At 66.5% G+C, this 16,714-nt stretch carries 18 protein-coding genes; 4 read left to right on the top strand and 14 right to left on the bottom strand.

Annotated elements, in window-relative coordinates:
* Positions 1-3 precede the first annotated feature (3 nt).
* Together AC07NK_RS11215 and gltX are read right to left on the bottom strand one after the other, a co-directional pair.
* Positions 4-1,278: a citrate synthase gene (locus AC07NK_RS11215; protein WP_495170675.1), complete on the bottom strand. Its 1,275-nt coding sequence runs from the start codon at positions 1,276-1,278 to the stop codon at positions 4-6.
* A 17-nt stretch (positions 1,279-1,295) separates the two neighbouring features.
* Positions 1,296-2,726, bottom strand: coding sequence for a glutamate--tRNA ligase (gltX, locus tag AC07NK_RS11220; RefSeq protein ID WP_495170676.1), 1,431 nt, complete (start codon positions 2,724-2,726; stop codon positions 1,296-1,298).
* Between the two features lie 28 nt (positions 2,727-2,754).
* On the opposite strand from gltX, the gene AC07NK_RS11225 reads away from it, so the two are divergent.
* Positions 2,755-4,905: a ComEC/Rec2 family competence protein gene (locus tag AC07NK_RS11225; RefSeq protein WP_495170677.1), complete on the top strand. Its 2,151-nt coding sequence runs from the start codon at positions 2,755-2,757 to the stop codon at positions 4,903-4,905.
* A 24-nt stretch (positions 4,906-4,929) separates the two neighbouring features.
* On the opposite strand, the gene AC07NK_RS11230 is transcribed toward AC07NK_RS11225, so the two are convergent.
* On the bottom strand, positions 4,930-5,343 hold the full coding sequence (locus AC07NK_RS11230; protein ID WP_495170678.1) for a VOC family protein: 414 nt from the start codon (positions 5,341-5,343) through the stop codon (positions 4,930-4,932).
* Positions 5,344-5,353: 10 nt separating this feature from the next.
* Positions 5,354-5,653 (bottom strand): ArsR/SmtB family transcription factor, encoded by a 300-nt coding sequence (locus AC07NK_RS11235; protein ID WP_495170679.1) that lies wholly within the window; start codon positions 5,651-5,653, stop codon positions 5,354-5,356.
* Between AC07NK_RS11235 and AC07NK_RS11240 the strand changes: the two genes are divergently transcribed.
* The gene (locus tag AC07NK_RS11240) at positions 5,603-6,601 is read left to right on the top strand and encodes a PhzF family phenazine biosynthesis protein (protein WP_495170680.1); all 999 of its coding nucleotides are present in this window, start codon (positions 5,603-5,605) and stop codon (positions 6,599-6,601) included. The genes AC07NK_RS11235 and AC07NK_RS11240 overlap by 51 nt on opposite strands.
* A gap of 52 nt (positions 6,602-6,653) precedes the next feature.
* Here AC07NK_RS11240 and AC07NK_RS11245 read toward each other — a convergent pair whose 3' ends face one another.
* The 7 genes from AC07NK_RS11245 to trpD form a co-directional block, all read right to left on the bottom strand.
* Positions 6,654-7,061, bottom strand: coding sequence for a GFA family protein (locus AC07NK_RS11245; protein WP_495170681.1), 408 nt, complete (start codon positions 7,059-7,061; stop codon positions 6,654-6,656).
* A 161-nt stretch (positions 7,062-7,222) separates the two neighbouring features.
* Entirely contained in the window at positions 7,223-7,894 is a 672-nt protein-coding gene (lexA, locus tag AC07NK_RS11250) for a transcriptional repressor LexA (RefSeq protein WP_495170682.1), read from the bottom strand.
* Positions 7,895-7,964: 70 nt separating this feature from the next.
* Positions 7,965-9,149, bottom strand: coding sequence for a molybdopterin molybdotransferase MoeA (locus AC07NK_RS11255; RefSeq protein WP_495170683.1), 1,185 nt, complete (start codon positions 9,147-9,149; stop codon positions 7,965-7,967).
* 33 nt (positions 9,150-9,182) lie between these two features.
* Positions 9,183-10,133 (bottom strand): PilZ domain-containing protein, encoded by a 951-nt coding sequence (locus tag AC07NK_RS11260; RefSeq protein WP_495170684.1) that lies wholly within the window; start codon positions 10,131-10,133, stop codon positions 9,183-9,185.
* An 80-nt stretch (positions 10,134-10,213) separates the two neighbouring features.
* A complete protein-coding gene (gene moaC / locus AC07NK_RS11265; protein WP_495170685.1) occupies positions 10,214-10,690 on the bottom strand; it encodes a cyclic pyranopterin monophosphate synthase MoaC in 477 nt (158 codons plus the stop codon).
* The gene (gene trpC / locus AC07NK_RS11270; protein WP_495170686.1) at positions 10,687-11,469 is read right to left on the bottom strand and encodes an indole-3-glycerol phosphate synthase TrpC; all 783 of its coding nucleotides are present in this window, start codon (positions 11,467-11,469) and stop codon (positions 10,687-10,689) included. Before trpC ends, moaC begins: the two co-directional genes overlap by 4 nt.
* On the bottom strand, positions 11,466-12,461 hold the full coding sequence (gene trpD, locus AC07NK_RS11275) for an anthranilate phosphoribosyltransferase (RefSeq protein ID WP_495170687.1): 996 nt from the start codon (positions 12,459-12,461) through the stop codon (positions 11,466-11,468). The genes trpC and trpD overlap by 4 nt, the downstream gene beginning before the upstream one ends.
* 157 nt (positions 12,462-12,618) lie before the next feature.
* Between trpD and AC07NK_RS11280 the strand changes: the two genes are divergently transcribed.
* Positions 12,619-12,996, top strand: a complete 378-nt coding sequence (locus AC07NK_RS11280) for a VOC family protein (protein ID WP_495170688.1) — start codon at positions 12,619-12,621, stop codon at positions 12,994-12,996.
* A gap of 7 nt (positions 12,997-13,003) precedes the next feature.
* Here the strand turns inward: AC07NK_RS11280 and AC07NK_RS11285 are convergent, their stop codons facing one another.
* The 3 genes from AC07NK_RS11285 to AC07NK_RS11295 all read right to left on the bottom strand — a co-directional run bounded on the left by AC07NK_RS11285 (position 13,004) and on the right by AC07NK_RS11295 (position 14,865).
* On the bottom strand, positions 13,004-13,195 hold the full coding sequence (locus AC07NK_RS11285) for a putative hemolysin (protein ID WP_495170689.1): 192 nt from the start codon (positions 13,193-13,195) through the stop codon (positions 13,004-13,006).
* 128 nt (positions 13,196-13,323) lie between these two features.
* Entirely contained in the window at positions 13,324-13,908 is a 585-nt protein-coding gene (locus AC07NK_RS11290; RefSeq protein WP_495170690.1) for an anthranilate synthase component II, read from the bottom strand.
* Between the two features lie 21 nt (positions 13,909-13,929).
* A complete protein-coding gene (locus AC07NK_RS11295; RefSeq protein ID WP_495170691.1) occupies positions 13,930-14,865 on the bottom strand; it encodes a D-2-hydroxyacid dehydrogenase in 936 nt (311 codons plus the stop codon).
* 155 nt (positions 14,866-15,020) lie between these two features.
* On the opposite strand from AC07NK_RS11295, the gene AC07NK_RS11300 reads away from it, so the two are divergent.
* A complete protein-coding gene (locus AC07NK_RS11300) occupies positions 15,021-16,712 on the top strand; it encodes a DUF1800 domain-containing protein (protein WP_495170692.1) in 1,692 nt (563 codons plus the stop codon).
* Positions 16,713-16,714: the final 2 nt, after the last annotated feature.

Here is a 16,714-nt window from a genome sequence, read left to right on the forward strand (position 1 = left end):
CGATCAGCGCTTGTCGACGGGGACGTAGTCGCGCTGCGTCGGGCCGGTGTAGAGCTGGCGCGGGCGGCCGATCTTCTGGTCCGGATCGCTGATCATCTCGTTCCACTGCGCGACCCAGCCGACGGTGCGGGCGAGCGCGAAGAGGACCGTGAACATCGTGGTCGGGAAGCCGATCGCCGACAGGATCACGCCCGAGTAGAAATCGACGTTCGGGAACAGCTTCTTCTCGACGAAATAATCGTCCTTGAGCGCCATTTCCTCGAGCTGGAGCGCGACGTCGAACAGCGGATCGGTGACGTTGAGTTCCTTCAGGACCTCGCGCACTGTCTTCTGCATCACGGTCGCGCGCGGATCGTAGTTCTTGTAGACGCGGTGGCCGAAGCCCATCAGGCGGAACGGGTCGTTCTTGTCCTTGGCGCGCGCGATATACTCGGGAATGCGCTCCGGACGGCCGATCTCACGCAGCATGTTGAGCGCCGCTTCGTTCGCGCCGCCATGCGCCGGACCCCACAGGCAGGCGATGCCCGCGGCGATGCACGCGAACGGGTTCGCGCCCGACGAACCGGCGAGACGCACGGTCGAGGTCGACGCGTTCTGCTCGTGATCGGCGTGGAGGATGAAGATGCGGTCGAGCGCGCGCTCGACCACCGGGTTCACGACATATTCCTCGGCGGGGACGCCGAAGGTCATGCGCAGGAAGTTGCCGGTGTAGGACAGGTTGTTGTCGGGATAGAGGAACGGCTGACCGACGGTGTATTTATACGCCATCGCGGCGATCGTCGGCATCTTGGCGATCAGGCGGTGCGACGCGACCATGCGCTGATACGGATCCGAGATGTCGGTCGAGTCGTGGTAGAAGGCCGAGAGCGCGCCGACCACGCCGCACATCACAGCCATCGGGTGCGCGTCGCGGCGGAAACCACGGTAGAAGGTCGCCAGCTGCTCATGTACCATCGTGTGGCGGCTGATCGTGTGGCTGAACTGGCCGAGCTCGTCGCCGCTCGGCAGCTCGCCGTTCAGCAGGAGGTATGCGACCTCCATGAAGCTCGAATGCTCGGCGAGCTGGCCGATCGGGTAGCCGCGGTGGAGCAGCGTACCCTCGTCACCATCGATATAGGTCAGGCCCGACTCGCACGACGCGGTCGAGGTGAAGCCGGGATCGTAGGTGAACTGGCCGGTCTGAGCGTAGAATTTGCGGATATCGACGACTTCAGGACCGACGCTTCCCTGTCGAACCGGATAGTCTTTACCGGCGATATTGAGGGTGGAGTCGGTCATATCTTCGTCCTTTCGTCTCAGCCCTGCGAGGGGGCTGCCATTTGATCGGCGATCCGGCCCAGGCTTTCCTCACGCCCCAAAAGGATGAGGACGTCGAAGATGCCGGGAGAGGTCTTCCGCCCAGTCAGCGCGGCGCGAAGCGGCTGTGCGGCCGCCCCGAGTTTCACTCCCCCCGACTCCGCCACCTGGCGTACCGCCGTTTCGAGCGCTTCCGTATTCCAGTCCGCGACGGCGTCAAGCGCCGTGTGAAGGGAATGCAGGATCGCCTTCGCGTCGTCCCCTAGCAGAGCTTGTGCATCTGCGTCCATTTCCAGGGGGCGAGTGCGAAACAGAAAGGCCGCTCCGTCCGCGATTTCACGGAGATTCGCGGCACGCGGCTTCAATGCGTGCATGCTGCGCTGCAGAAGGTCGATCTGCTGCGGTGACGCTTCGAAGGGAAGGAACGGCGCCGCGAGCGCTGCGAGTCGCGCATCGTCTGCGCTGCGGATGTAATGGCCGTTGAGATTATCCAACTTCTTCAAATCGAAGCGCGAGGGCGACTTGCCGACGCCCGGCAGGTCGAACCATTCGGTCGCCTGCGCGCGGTTGATGATCTCGTCGTCGCCATGACCCCAGCCGAGGCGGAGCAGGTAATTGAACAATGCCTCGGGCAGCACGCCAAGCTCGTCGCGATAGGCATCGACGCCCATTGCGCCGTGACGCTTGGAAAGCTTCGACCCGTCCGCGCCGTGGATCAGCGGGATGTGCGCGTAGACTGGCTCTGGCCAGCCCATCGCGTTGACGATGAGCAACTGACGGAAGGCGTTGTTGAGGTGATCGTCGCCGCGGATGACATGGGTGACGCCCATATCCTGATCGTCGACCACCACCGCGAGCATATAGGTCGGTGTGCCGTCCGAGCGGAGCAGGATCATGTCGTCCAGCTCGGCATTCTGGACGGTTACTTCGCCCTGTACCGCGTCGCGGATCGTCGTCGCGCCTTCGCGCGGCGCGCGGATGCGGACGACGTGCGGCTGGTCGAGCGGGCCATCAGTGCGGTCGCGCCAGGGGCTGCGGATGCGATAGGGCTTCTTGGCTGCCTGCGCTTCCTCGCGCTGGGCGGCGATCTCTTCCTGGCTCATCCAGCAGCGATAGGCGTGGCCCGACTCGAGCATCGTGTGTGCGACCTCGGCATGGCGTTCGGCGCGGGCGAACTGATAGACTTCGTCGCCATCCCAATCGAGGCCGAGCCAGCGCATTCCGTCGAGGATCGCCTCAATCGCCGCATCGGTCGAGCGGGCGCGATCGGTATCCTCGATGCGCAGCAGGAACTTGCCGCCATGGTGGCGCGCGAACAGCCAGTTGAACAGCGCGGTGCGTGCGCCGCCGATGTGCAGAAACCCCGTCGGCGACGGGGCGAAGCGCGTGACGATTTGCGTACCCGTAGCGGGTTCAGATGTTGCGCCCACGCGCGCTTGCTCCCAGAAACTGTGATCGATGGCCAGTTCAGCCGCGAGCGCCCCTAGCACGGGGTTTCGCCTGCTTCAAATAGCGGGGGGCTGGTGTTTCGCTGAGCGAATCGAACGCTGGCTGGAGGCTGAGCGCGGGCAGATCGTCCTGTGGATTCCGGTAATGCTGGGTACAGGGATCCTAGCGTGGTTCGCGCTGCCCGATGCGAACCGCTGGGGCGCGGTGGTGCTGGCCGGACTCGCGGTGGCAGCCGCCGGACTTGCGCTGAGCGGCGGCGGACGGGCGGCGCGATGCGTGACGGTGGCCGGGCTGGTGGTGGCGGCCGGGTGCGCGCTGGTGTGGTGGCGGGCCGAGCGGGTGGCGGCGCCGGTGCTGGCGCGGCCCGCTATCGTCGCCTTTCAGGGTATGGTCGAGCGAGTCGAGAAGCTGCCGGCGCGCGACATGGTGCGGGTGCGGATCGCGCCCGAGGCGGGAGCAGGGCTGCCGCCATTGGTGCGCGTCAATCTGGATGCGAAGGATGTGCCCGCCGGGCTGACCCGGGGTGCGGTGGTGAAGCTGCGTGCGCGGCTGATGCCGCCCGCGCCGCCCGCGGTGCCCGGCGCCTATGATTTCGAGCGGGTGGCGTGGTTCGACGGGCTGGGCGCAAGCGGGCGCGGGTTTGCGCCGGTCGGGATCGTGACTCCAGGCGAAGCGAATAGCGGGCTGCGCGAACGGCTGACGGCGCATGTCCAGTCGCAGGTCGAGGGGAGCGCCGGCGGGATCGCGGCGTCGCTGGTGACCGGGGACCGCGGCGCGATCTCAGAGGAAGATGGTGAGGCGTTGCGCCGTTCGGGGCTGGCGCATCTGCTGTCGGTGAGTGGTCTGCATGTGACCGCGGTGGTGGGGGCGACGATGCTGCTGGTGCTGCGGCTGCTTGCGCTGAGCCCGGCACTGGCACTGCGCTTGCCATTGCCCGTGGTCGCGGCCGGCGCCGCGGGTGTCGCGGCGGTGGGGTACACATTGCTGACCGGCGCGGAGGTGCCGACGGTGCGCTCGTGCATTGCCGCGCTGATGGTGCTGGCGGCGATGATGCTGGGTCGTGAAGCGATCACACTGCGGCTGGTGGCGTTCGGCGCGCTGGTCGTGCTGTTGCTGTGGCCCGAGGCGCTGATGGGGCCGAGCTTCCAGATGAGCTTTGCCGCGGTGACCGCGATTGTGGCGCTGCACGAGAGCAAGCGCGTGCGCGGCTGGTTCGAGCGGCGCGAGGAGGGCTGGGGGTGGCGGTTCGCGCGTGGCGTGGGATCGCTGCTGCTGACGGGGCTGGTGGTCGAGATCGCGCTGACCCCGATCGCGCTGTTCCACTTCCACAAATCGGGCGTCTATGGCGCGCTGGCGAACATCGTCGCGATCCCGCTCACCACCTTCGTCATCATGCCGCTGGAGGCGGCGGCGCTGTTCTTCGACATTGCCGGTCTTGGAGCACCTTTCTGGTGGCTGACGGGGAAGGCGTTGCAGCTGCTGCTGTGGATCGCGCATGCCGCGGCGGGCGCGCCGGGGGCTCTGGCAATGCTGCCGGGGATGCCGGGCGGCGCCTATATGCTGATGGTGACGGGCGGGCTGTGGTTCGCGTTGTGGAAGACGCGGGCGCGGCTGGCGGGCGCGGTTCCTGCGGCGGCAGGGGCGGTGTGGGCGCTGGCTACGCCGATGCCCGATCTGCTGGTGACCGGCGATGGGCGCCACCTGGCGCTGCGCACGGCGAGCGGGGAAGTGGCGATACTGCGCGACCGGGCGGGCGACTATGTCCGCGACATGATGGCGGAGAATGGTGGGGTGGATGCCGAATTGCCCGCGCTGGCCGACCAGCAAGATGCGCGCTGCAGCCCGGACCTGTGCCTGATCGATGTCGAGCGCGCCGGGCAGCGCTGGCGGATCGCGGCGACGCGGAGCGGCTATCTGGTACCGTGGCGCGAGATGATGGCGGTGTGCCGATCGGCGGATATCGTGGTGGCGGACCGCAGGCTGCCACCGGGGTGTACGCCGAAATGGCTGAAGCTTGACCGCGCGATGCTGGCGAAGACCGGCGGGGTGGCGATTACGCTGGGGACGAAGCCGCAGGTGCGGACGGTGCGGCGGGCGGGCGCGCGGCATCCGTGGATCGAGGCTGAGCGGGTGATGGCGGCGCGTTCGGGTGGGACGTAACGGCGCCGGCGCAAGTTCCCCCCTTCAAGCGCCGGGTGAAGGTGCCTCGGGCCGATGGACGACATGGATCTTGTTGCCGTCAGGATCGCGCAGATAGGCGCCGTAATAGCCGGGCCCATAGTGCTCGCGCAGCCCCGGGGCTCCCGCGTCGGTTCCGCCGTGTCGCATGGCTTGCGCATGAGCCAGTTCGACCGCTTCGATCGAGGGCGCGAGGAAGGCGACCATGCTGCCGTTGCCGGGCGCGCACGGTTGTCCGTCGAATGGAAGATAGGTGTAGAAGCGGGGCAGGCCGGCGCCGCGTTCATGCCAGCACATCGATGGCGGTCCGCCGTCGGGGGTCACTGGCCGACGGGCAAGTCCGAGCGGGATCAGCACCGCATCATAGAAGGAAGCGGCGCGATCGAGATCGCTGACGCCGACGGTTATGTGGCTGAACATCGTCGCTCGATCAAATGCCGTTCACGATCGATGCGAGCACCCGCAGTTTCTCGTCGTTGCGGCGGTAGAATGTCCATTGTTTGATCCGCTTCGCCGTCACCAGACCGCATCCGTGCAGCACCCGCATATGCTCGCTGAGCGTGGATGCGCTGATGCCGAGCTTCTCCGCGATGAGCTGACCGCACACGCCATCTTCGATCAGATCGCCGTCCCGCTGCGGCGGAAAATGCGCGGTGGGCTCCTTGAGCCAGGCCAGGATTTGCAGCCGGCGATCATTACCCAAAGCGCGGAACAGGTCTGCATCGGTCATGTTGGGAGTTTGCCAATCAACGAAATGCGTGTCAATCAGGCGGTGGATCGGAGTTACGCCATGCCCAAATTGCCATTCTTCACAGCCGACATCTTCACCGACGTGCGCTTTGGCGGGAATCCGCTGGCGGTGGTGATGGGCGGCGACGCGCTGGACAGCGCAACGATGCAGGCGGTGGCCGCCGAGTTCAATCTGAGCGAAACCACCTTCGTTCTGCCGCCGGCCGATCCGGTGAACACGGCGCGTATCCGGATCTTCAACCGGACGGCCGAGATGGATTTTGCAGGGCATCCGATGGTCGGCACTGCCTTTATCCTCGCGGGTCAACAACCCGGCCTGACCGACGCGACGTTCGAGATACCCGCCGGGATCGTTCGCGTCAGCATCGAACGCAATGCCAAGGGGGCACCCGTTGCTGCCACGATCGCGGCACCGCAGCCGCTGAGTATCGGCGAGCCAATCGCGGTCGATGTCGTCGCGCAGACCCTGCAGTTGGAGGCCGGCGATGTGGTGACCGCAACGCATCCGCCGATCGTTGCGTCGAACGGCAACCCCTATGTCATCGTCGAACTGACCAGCGATGCGCTGGCACGCTGCGCGCCCGATCTTGCGGCATTCAGGGCAGCGCTGGCGGCTCATTCGCATCTCGGCAGCCGATTCTCGGTCCATGCCTATTGCAGGGAGGGGCGAACCCTTCGTGCCCGGATGTTCGCACCGCTGGCGGGGACGTGGGAAGATCCCGCAACCGGGAGCGCGAACGCGCCCCTTGCCTGCCTGTTGCTGTCATCCGAGCCGGATACCGCCGAAGCCAGCTTCCTGATCCATCAGGGTGTCGAGATGGGCAGGCCAAGCCTGCTGCACGTCGAGGCTCGTCGCTCACCTGAAGGCATTGTCGCAACCCTGCGTGGCGCGTGCGTGGCAGTTATGGAGGGAGAAATCAGCGTGTGACCGAGGCGGTTTCTCGGCCGAGCTCTCGTCCCTGCCGCGAAGTCGCGACGCGCTACTCCATCCCGGGGTAGCGGGCGAACTCCGGGAGATTGTGCGCTTCCTTCATCCAGCCGATGCGTTCGGCAATCTGGATATGTGCGCCCGCAGGGATGGCGTCGGGATCGTCGAGCGTTGCGACCTGCGTATCGACGATGCCAGGAAGGTTCTCCGCGTTGCGGTAGAACAGGCCGGTGCCGCACTTACCGCAGAAATAGCGGCGGCCATGTTCGGAGGAGGCATATTCATGCGGCTCGCCCTGCATGACCGTCAGCGCATCTTCCTGGAACATGGCCCAGCCGACCATCGGTGCGCCCGACGCGCGGCGGCAGTCGGTGCAGTGGCACAGCGCATGGTGCATCGGATCGCCGGTCAGCGTGTAGCGGATCGCGCCGCAATGGCAGCCGCCTTCGAGGGTGGTCATTCTTCTCTCCTGTCGCCGGTGGACATGCATAGGATAAGGGAGGCAGGCGTGCGCTCAATTACCCGTGCGGTAATACCACGCGGCCCCGCCATCCGGCGCGTCCGGGCCGATCATCCCACTCGGCCATCGATGGAAAGGGCGGCCGTAGCCGCCCTTTGGGTTCAGTAGCGCCGCAGCAGCCCGGCAAGCTTGCCCTGCACCCGCACCTGATCGGGGCGGTAGCGCTGTGCATCATAGGCGCGGTTGGCCGGATCGAGCCGGACCATGCTGCCTTCGTTGCGGAAATATTTGAGCGTCGCTTCGCTGTCCTCGATCAGCGCAACGACGATCTCGCCGTCACGCGCCGTCTCCTGACGGCGGATCAGCGCATAGTCGCCGTCGAAGATCCCGGCCTCGACCATCGAATCCCCGGCAACCTCCAGCGCATAATGTTCGCCCGAGCCGAGCAGGGCGGCGGGGACGGGGAGCATCGTCGAACCTTCAAGCGCCTCGATCGGCACGCCCGCGGCGATGCGGCCGTGAAGCGGGATCTCGATCACGTCGTTTGCGGGCTGCGGCGCCGGGCGGTTGAGCGTGACGACATTGCCCTTCGCAGGCGTCGCCTTTTTGGGCTCGCCGCGCTCGGGCAGCTTGAGCACCTCGAGCGCGCGCGCCCGGTTGGGCAGGCGGCGCAGGAAGCCGCGTTCCTCGAGCGCCGAGATCAGCCGGTGGACGCCCGATTTCGACTTGAGATCGAGCGCGTCCTTCATCTCCTCGAACGAAGGCGACACGCCGGTATCGTTCAAGCGGTCGGCGATGAAGCAGATCAGCTCATGCTGCTTCTTCGTAAGCATCGGACGTTCTCCATCTGGAACAGACATGGAACGTTTACGCCTTGTTCTTGTATGATGTCAAGGCGGCCGATTACCCGAAAGTGAGGATTTCTACCGAGTCGCCCGATTTCGCAGGCGGTGCATGGGGGATGCGGACGATCAGACAATCCGCGCGCGCGAGCGTGCGGAGCATCGAGCTGTCCTGGATCGCTGCAGCGACCACGCCGCCGTGGCCGTGCATGGCGCGCAGATAGTCGGCGCGGGGGCCGTTGGCTGGAAGCGGCTCGGCGAGCGTGGCGGTGCGGGTTTGGGGCAGCGGGTCGGTGGCGCCCGACAACCGCGCGATCAGGGGAAGCAGGAAGAGCCGGGCAGTGACGAAGGCCGAGACCGGATTGCCGGGGAGGCCGAGGACGATGGTATCGCCGAGGGTTCCGGCCATCATTGGTTTGCCGGGGCGGACCGCGACCTTCCAGAAATCGATTTGTGCGCCAGCCGCCAGCAGCGCCGGGCGGACGAGGTCGTGGTCGCCCACCGACGCGCCGCCGGTGGTGACCAGAATATCGGCGGAGACGCGCGCGAAGGCGGTGGCGAGCGCGTCGAGCCGGTCGGGCAGGATGCCGAGATCCTCGATCTCGACCGGAAGCCCGGCGAGCATGGCGGCGAGCATGACGCCGTTGCTCTCGGGCAACTGGCCGGGGTCAAGAGGGGCGCCGGGCGCGCGGAGCTCATCGCCCGTCGCCGCGATGGCGACGCGGACAGGGCGGCGAACGGGTAGCGCGGCGTGGCCCGCGACCGCGGCAAGTGCGATGCGCGCGGGCGTCAGGCGCTCGCCGGGCGCGATCAGCGGCTCGCCTGCAGCGAAGTCCAGCCCGGCTGCGCGCACGTTACTGCCGGTGCCACCGGGCCCTTCTCCGTCGAGGTGGAGGCGATCGCTCTCACGCCGCGCCTCTTCCTGGATCAGCACGGTATCGGCGCCGTCGGGCAGCGCCGCGCCGGTGAAGATACGCACTGCCTGATACGCGCCGACGATGCCCGCAAAGGGGCGGCCCGCAGCGCTTTCGCCGATCACATTCCACGGGCCGGGCAGATCGGCGAAGCGGATCGCATAGCCGTCCATCGCTGACAGCGGCTGTTCGGGCTGGGTGCGGGTCGCGGTCACGGGCGCCGCGGTCCAGCGGCCCACTGCGGCGTTCAGCGATACCGTCTCCACCGCGAGTGCCGGGGCGAGCGCGAGCAGGCGCTGTTGGGCATCGGCAACGGGAAGCAGATCGGCCATCGCGGTGGCGTTACCGCGCGGTTGCGGCGGGGTCTAGCGCGCCGGGCGTGCCGCTTCGGTCAGCCGCGCCATCTCGTGCGGGCGCAGCGCGATACGGAATTCGGCAACGTGGCGCGCGCCGTGACACTCGATCACGCGGATCGGCCAGCCGCCGATGCCGGGCAGCGAAAGCCACAACGAGGACAAAGGCGTGAATTCGGTATCGCTCTCAAACTCGGCGAGCGTACTGCTCAGGATGTTGAGCTGCGCGTTCCACCAGTTGACGCCTGACCGGACGTGGGTGGCGATGTCGAGCCGTAGCGCGTCCTTGACCGCTCCCAGTGCCGATGGCGCCTGATCCTGCACCGCCCCCATTGCCGCCGGCCCGCGCCGCTGGCTGGCGACCTTGCGCAACCAGGGCATCAGCAGTTGCCAGCCCAGTTCTTCGCCAAAGGCGATGCCGGCCTGGCCCTTTTCTGCCCAGCGGACTTCGCTCTGGATCGGGCGCAAGCCGTCCAGAGTCAGCTCGACCTGCGCGCCCGCGGTCAGAAGTGCGCGCGTTTCGACACCGATGCCCGTGGTCGACAGGTTGCGCGTCCAGGCGAAATCGACCTGATCGCCGTGGCGGATACACAGCCGCTGGCGGAGCTCGATGCGCGGCATTTCGCGGCGCTCGGCGGGAAGTGCGGCAAGGCAGCGGGCGAGGGCGCCGACCACGTCGAGCGGCTCGTCGAACCGGAAAGCGAGCGCGGCGGGGTCATGACCGACGATCGAACCATCGGCGACGAGACCGAAGGGCAGTTCGATCGTCGCCCGGTCGCCATTGGCGACAGGGCCAGAGACGGTGAGGGTTGCTCCGGCGGAGGTGAGGCGGTGAACGAAACAATTTCGCTCGCCCGCGCTGCCCAGCAGCAGCCGCGCAGGCGAGGCGTCCTCGACGGGTCCCGGCGGCGCATCAATCTCGCCGGACAGCGAGAAGATCGCCGATCGTGCCGGAAGTGTCATTGGATCCCCACCCTGTTGCAGGTGGAGACGATGCGCCCACGCGCCTCAAGAATGTCTGAGCGAGCAGGGTGGAGGGTCGGTTAACCTTCCGGATTTACCCAATCGCCCGACTTCCCGCCGGTCTTGGAGGCGAGGTGGATCCCCCCGATCGTCATGGTCTTATCGAGCGCCTTGGCCATGTCGTAGACGGTGAGCAGCGCAACCGAGACCGCGGTGAGCGCTTCCATCTCCACCCCGGTGCGACCGGTGAGCGCAACGGTCGCGGTGGCGGTGACCCCGGTCTCGTCGGGGATCAGGTCGAGGGTGATCTTCGTCAGCGCGAGCGGATGGCAGAGCGGGATCAGGTCGCTGGTCTTCTTTGCCGCCATGATCCCGGCGACGCGCGCGACCGAGAGGACGTCACCCTTTTTGACCAGCCCGTTGCGGATCGCGGCGGCGGCAGGTGTCGACATCGTGATGCGGCCGGTCGCAATCGCCTGACGCTGCGTTTCGGCCTTCGCACCCACATCGACCATGCGCGCGGCGCCGGTTTCGTCGAGATGGGTGAGGTCGCTCATCCCACCAGCGCCTGCGTCGCCGCTTCGACATCGTCTTGCCGCATCAGCGATTCGCCGATCAGGAAGCAGCGCACGCTATGTGCCGCCATGGCGTCGAGATCGGCGCGCGAGGTCAGGCCGCTCTCCGCGACGAAGGTACAGCCTTCGGGTGCACGGCCCACGAGTTCATAAGTGCGATCAAAAGAGACCGAGAAGTCCTTGAGATTGCGGTTATTGACCCCGATCAGCCGCGATCGCAGCGCGAGCGCGCGGTCCAGCTCGGCTTCGTCGTGCACCTCGACCAGCACGTCCATGCCGAGACCGATGGCGGCATCCTCGATCTCCGCCATCTGGGCATCCTCGAGCGCGGCGACGATGATCAGGATCGCGTCGGCGCCGATGCTGCGGGCTTCGAGAACCTGCCAGGGATCGATCATGAAATCCTTGCGGATCACCGGCAGGCCACAGGCGGCGCGCGCGGCGATGAGGTAATCCTCATGCCCCTGGAAGAATTCGGCATCGGTCAGCACCGACAGGCACGCCGCGCCGCCGGCCTCGTAAGCGCGGGCATGGGCGGGCGGATCGAAATCGGCGCGGATCAGACCCTTGGAAGGCGACGCTTTCTTGATCTCCGCAATCAGCCCGTAACCCTGCACCGCTTTGGCATCGAGCGCGGCGCGGAAGCCGCGTGGCGGGGTCTGGGCCAGCAGGCGGTCCTGCAAATTGCCGAGTGAGGTCGTGGCTTTGCGTTCGGCGACTTCGCGGCGCTTCACTTCGAGAATTTTATCGAGCGTGTTCATGCTGCGGCGATCCAGCAGTCGAGCAGCGCGTTGGCAAGCCCCTTGTCGATCGTCTCCGCCGCTTCCTCTGCGCCTGCGCGCAGATCCGCGGCTTCACCCGCGACCACCAGCGCGGCAGCCGCGTTGAGCAGCACCGCGTCGCGATAGGGGCCGTGTTCGCCCTGAAGCAGGCGGCGCAGCGCCGCCGCGTTCGTGCGGGCGTCGCCGCCGCGCAGGCTGATGAGCGGATGGGAGGGAAGTCCGGCATCGGCCGGGGTAATGCGTGCCGGCAGGCTGACGTCGCCGATGCTCACCACAAGGCTGCCGCCTTCAGGCGAAAGCTCGTCGAGACCTTCCTCACCCGAGACGATGGCGGCGGCCTTGACCCCGAGCTGTTCGAGCGCCTCGGCATAGATCGGCGCATAGTCGGGGCGGGCGATGCCGATCAGCTGGCGCTGCACCCCGGCAGGGTTGGCGAGCGGGCCCATCAGGTTGAAGATCGTCCGCCGCGCCATCCGCCGCCGCAGCGCGGCGATGCGGCCCATCGCCGGGTGATGCCTGGCGGCAAAGAGAAAGGCGATGCCGAGATCGTTGAGGTGCGCTTCGGCATTGGCGGCGGCACGGTCGAGGTCGAGGCCCAAAGCCTCGAGCGTATCCGCAGCGCCTGATTTGGACGACGCGGCGCGATTGCCGTGCTTGGCGACCGGAACCCCTGCCGCGGCGACGACGATCGCGACCGCGGTCGAGACGTTGAGCGTGTGATGCCCGTCGCCGCCGGTACCGCACACGTCGATGGCATTGGCGGGTGCACGGACCGGGATCACCCGCTGGCGCATCGCGCGCGCAGCCTCGGCGATTTCGATGCTGGTCTCGCCGCGTTCGGACAGGGTGATCAGGAACGTTTCGATCTCAGTCTCGGGCGCGGTGCCGTCGAGGATATCGGCGAATGCCTGCGCAGCGGATTCGCGTGCGAGCGGGGTGGCGGGGTCGGGGAGGAGGCTGAAGCGGGTCACGTCGCCTCTATTGGGGTGTGGGAGAGGCGAGTCGAGCAAATCCTGTTGTGTGCCGGACAAGCGGGACTGAGGGGCGGGACTTGGGATCAAGCTTGGGGGCGGTGCATTTCGCTCGCAAAACGACTATTCTGCGCAGATCAGAACGGGGAGACCTGCAATGGACCTTCGATCGACCGAACCGGTGAGCTTCCTCTACGCCACCGACCGCGACCGCGCGCTGGGCTTTTACTGCGGCCAGCTGGGGCTGACGCTGCGCAGTTCCGATCCGTTTGGCGACTTCATCGGCATGGACAATGCGGTGATCCGCCTGACCGTGATGCCCGACTTCAAGGCTGGGCAGCATCCGGTATTCGGATGGAATGTCAGCGATATCCGCGCGATGGTTCAGGTGCTGCGTGAAAAGGGCGTCACCTTCACCATCTATGACGGGATGGGGCAGGACGCGGACGGCATCTGGACTGCGCCCGGCGGCATGGCGAAAGTCGCGTGGTTCAACGACCCCGACGGCAATGTGCTGAGCCTGTCGCAGGCATAGAAGGACTTCAGTCGTCCTTGCCCTGAGCGGCCCTGAAGAATTTCCATTCTTCGATCACCCGGCCGTCCGGAAGGTGGCAATATCCGACTTCGCCGGCGGTTTCCTTGCGGATCTCGACCCGGCCACCGGCCTTGAAGCAATGAACCGATGCGGGATTGGCCATCCCGACAGCGGGTTCGTTTGCGGGCGCACATGCCATGACGGCAAGTGGGAGAATGAGCGCGGTAGGTTTCAAGCCGGCCTCCAGCGGTAACGAGCGACGCGGGATCGCCCGTTTAAACGCTATGCCCCGGAACCGTGTCTGGCAACACGGCGACTCGGCTGCCCTCAGGCCAGCGTCCTGGTCTCGATTCCGGCGATCTCCAGGAAGTTCGCGAGCATCGCATGGCCGTGTTCGGTGGCGATGCTTTCGGGATGGAACTGGACCGAGTGGATTGGCAGTTCGCGGTGGCGGAACGCCATAACGCTGCCGTCCTCGGCGGTGGCGTTGACCACCAGTTCTTCGGGAATGTCGGTGACGATCAGCGAGTGATAGCGCGTCGCGGTGAAGGGTGAGGGCAGGCCTTCGAACAGGCCGGTGCCGTCATGGCGGACCGGCGACGTCTTGCCGTGCATGAGTCCGCCGCGCACCACCTGACCGCCGAAATGCTGACCGATCGACTGGTGGCCTAGGCACACGCCAAGCAGCGGCTTGCCGGCATCGGCGCAGGCGGCGACCAGATCGAGGCTGATCCCCGCTTCGTTCGGGGTGCACGGGCCGGGCGAGAGCAGGAAGGCCTGCGCGTTGCTCGCGATCGCTTCCGCGGCGGACAGCGCGTCGTTGCGTACCACCTTCACCTCTGCGCCCAGCTCCATCAGATAATGGACCAGGTTCCAGGTGAAGCTGTCGTAATTGTCGATGACGAGGATCATGATGCGGCGGACTTAGCGGCGCTAATAGCCCGCGTCGAGATCGACGACGTTCCGCATCGGCCGGCCCTCGACGAAGGCGCGGGCGTTTTCGAGGAACAGCGCGGCGGCGCGCATGAACATCTTTGTCTGCGAACGGCCCGACAAATGCATCGAATGGATGACGTTGGGCGCGGTCCAAAGCGGATGGTCTTCCGGCAAGGGCTCGGGATCGACGACGTCGAGGAACGCACCGGCGATGCGGCGTTTCGCCAGCGCTTCGATCAGCGAGGGCTGGTCGACCATATCGCCACGGGCGACGTTCACCAGCCATGCGCCGGGCTTCATCGCTGCGAGCTCTGCCGCGCCGATCAGCGCGTGGGTGTCGCCGGTCGAGGGGGCGGCGAGGATGATCCAGTCGAATTCGTCGATCCGATTGCGCCACTGGTCAGGGGTCAGCGTGCCGTCGCGCCCCGAGCGGGTGACGCCCGTCACCCCGACCCCAAACGCCGCGAGTCGATCGCCGATCATCCGGCCGATCGTGCCATAGCCGATGATCATCGCGCGGGTCTCGAACAGCTCGACTTTGCCCGGCGCGTCGGCGGGCCATTCGCGGCGGTCGGCGATCCGCACCACCTGATCGAAGCGCTTGGCGGCGGCGAGTATCCCCATGACCGCATATTCGGCGACCGCGATGGCGTTGATGCCGACGCCGTTGGTGAGGGTGGTGCCGCGTTCCCTGAGCAGGCCGATGTCGAACGCGTCGATCCCGGCATAGATGGTCGAAAGCCATTTGAGCTGCGCGCCCGCCGCCGCCGCTTCGCCGGTCCATTCGGGGCGCATCATGTCGACCCAGGCGATGTCGGCATCTGCGACCATGGCGGCCGCCTCCGCCTGGTTGCTGAACCAGTGCGGCTCAATTGCGTCCGGAAGCCCCGCTTCGATCAGCGGGCGGGCGAGTGCGGGCAGGACAGCTTTCATCTCAACAGGTTAGGACGATCATATGAGACTCGCAAATGACTGAAAAATGAACGGTTTGCGGCAAGTTGATACTGTTTCCGACTGGTGCAACCCGGCAAAATGGAGAAGATTGGCGCGGCAGTACGGCCAGCGAGAGCCGGCACGCAGGGTATCCTATGGACAATCTGGAGACGCCTCTGGTCGAGGCGGAGAATGGCGAAGCCGGAGCGGCCGTACCGGCCGCTGCGCTGAGCGGCACGAGCGCGCTCGCGCTCGGCCTTGCGCTGGCGGCTTGCGATTCGGGCGGTGGCGGAGGGGGCGGTGTGGTCACGCTGCCGCCGACTGGCACGCCTTCGCCGACCCCCGCGCCGGTTTCCGCGATACAGGCCAGCCGCTTCCTGACTCAGGCGACGATGGGGGCGACCAGCGCCGACATCGCCGATGTTCGGGCGCGCGGCTATGCGGCGTGGATCACCAGCGAATTCGCCAAGCCGCGTGCGACGACGCATTGGGACTGGCTGGTGGCGAAGGGCTACAACGTCGTTGCCAACCGGGACAGCGAGGCCGGCTTCGACAATGTGATATGGAGCCAGCTGATCGGCGCGGGCGACCAGTTGCGCCAGCGAGTCGGCATGGCGCTGCTCGAGATGCTGGTGGTCGGCATCTCCGGTGTGAACCTGAACTGGCCGCAGTTCGCGATGGCAGCCTATGTCGACGTGCTGCACGACAACGCCTTCGGCAATTTCCGTACGATTCTCGACAAGGTCACGACGAACGCGGCGATGGCCTCGTTCCTGACGTTTCTCGGTAACCGCAAGGCCAACGCGGCGACCGGATCGGTCCCCGATGAGAATTACGCACGCGAGCTGATGCAGCTCTTCACCATCGGCCTGCACCGGCTCAACATGGACGGGACGGTGGTGATGTCGGGCGGTGTGCCGGCGGAGACTTATACTCCCGCCGATGTCTCGGGTCTGGCGCGGGTGTTTACGGGGCTCACGCTCGATTCGACCGACAGCAACACCCCCGACCGCTACCGCCGCTCGCTGATCGTCAACACGGGCACGCACGAGACGGGGGCGTCAGCCTTTCTCGGAGCGAGTGTTCCTGCCGGGACCGCGGGGATGGAGGCGGTGAAGATCGCGCTCGATACGATCTTCGCGCATCCCAACATCGCGCCTTTCGTGTCGAAGCAACTGATCCAGCGGTTGGTCACCAGCAATCCTTCGCCCGCCTATGTCGGCCGGGTCTCCGCGAAGTTCGCCGACAATGGGTCGGGTGCGCGCGGCGACATGCAGGCGGTGATCCGTGCGATCCTGCTCGACGACGAGGCGCGCGCCGACCCGTCGGGCACCACCAGCGGCAAGCTGCGCGAGCCAGTGATGCGCTTCACCGGCTGGGCGCGCGGATTCGGCGCCAATTCGGTGAGCGGCCATTTTTCCATTGGCGATACCAGTAGTTCGATCAACCGGCTGGCGCAGGCGATGGGGCGCAGCGGATCGGTCTTCAATTTCTTCCGCCCCGGCTACAGCCCGCCCAATAGCGGCTTCGCGAGCGGCGGACTGGTTGCGCCGGAGTTCCAGATCACCAACGAGATCAGCGTCGTCGGCTATGTGAACTATATGCAGTCGGTGGTGAACAACGGGCTGACCGACCTCAAGAGCGACTATGCCGAGCTGACCGCATTGGCCGCGGACAGCCAGGGCCTGATCGATCGGATCAATCTGGTGCTGGCAGCCGGGCAGGTGAGCACTGCGACGGTCGCGCAGATCAAGACCGCGGTGGACAGTACCACCAACACCAACAACCGGATCGCGATCGCATTGCTGCTGACGATGGCCGCGCCCGAATATCTGGCGCAGAAGTGAGG

The organism is Sphingomonas sp. GW821-FHT09B04 (assembly GCF_059418285.1).

Bases quoted from the DNA above. Each gene is read 5' to 3' on its own strand.
- AC07NK_RS11215 (WP_495170675.1), bottom strand. From the start codon at position 1,278: ATGACCGACTCCACCCTCAATATCGCCGGTAAAGACTATCCGGTTCGA.
- AC07NK_RS11225 (WP_495170677.1), top strand. From the start codon at position 2,755: ATGGCCAGTTCAGCCGCGAGCGCCCCTAGCACGGGGTTTCGCCTGCTT.
- AC07NK_RS11230 (WP_495170678.1), bottom strand. From the start codon at position 5,343: ATGTTCAGCCACATAACCGTCGGCGTCAGCGATCTCGATCGCGCCGCT.
- AC07NK_RS11235 (WP_495170679.1), bottom strand. From the start codon at position 5,653: ATGACCGATGCAGACCTGTTCCGCGCTTTGGGTAATGATCGCCGGCTG.
- AC07NK_RS11245 (WP_495170681.1), bottom strand. From the start codon at position 7,061: ATGACCACCCTCGAAGGCGGCTGCCATTGCGGCGCGATCCGCTACACG.
- lexA (WP_495170682.1), bottom strand. From the start codon at position 7,894: ATGCTTACGAAGAAGCAGCATGAGCTGATCTGCTTCATCGCCGACCGC.
- AC07NK_RS11255 (WP_495170683.1), bottom strand. From the start codon at position 9,149: ATGGCCGATCTGCTTCCCGTTGCCGATGCCCAACAGCGCCTGCTCGCG.
- AC07NK_RS11260 (WP_495170684.1), bottom strand. From the start codon at position 10,133: ATGACACTTCCGGCACGATCGGCGATCTTCTCGCTGTCCGGCGAGATT.
- moaC (WP_495170685.1), bottom strand. From the start codon at position 10,690: ATGAGCGACCTCACCCATCTCGACGAAACCGGCGCCGCGCGCATGGTC.
- trpC (WP_495170686.1), bottom strand. From the start codon at position 11,469: ATGAACACGCTCGATAAAATTCTCGAAGTGAAGCGCCGCGAAGTCGCC.
- AC07NK_RS11280 (WP_495170688.1), top strand. From the start codon at position 12,619: ATGGACCTTCGATCGACCGAACCGGTGAGCTTCCTCTACGCCACCGAC.
- AC07NK_RS11285 (WP_495170689.1), bottom strand. From the start codon at position 13,195: ATGGCATGTGCGCCCGCAAACGAACCCGCTGTCGGGATGGCCAATCCC.
- AC07NK_RS11290 (WP_495170690.1), bottom strand. From the start codon at position 13,908: ATGATCCTCGTCATCGACAATTACGACAGCTTCACCTGGAACCTGGTC.
- AC07NK_RS11295 (WP_495170691.1), bottom strand. From the start codon at position 14,865: ATGAAAGCTGTCCTGCCCGCACTCGCCCGCCCGCTGATCGAAGCGGGG.
- AC07NK_RS11300 (WP_495170692.1), top strand. From the start codon at position 15,021: ATGGACAATCTGGAGACGCCTCTGGTCGAGGCGGAGAATGGCGAAGCC.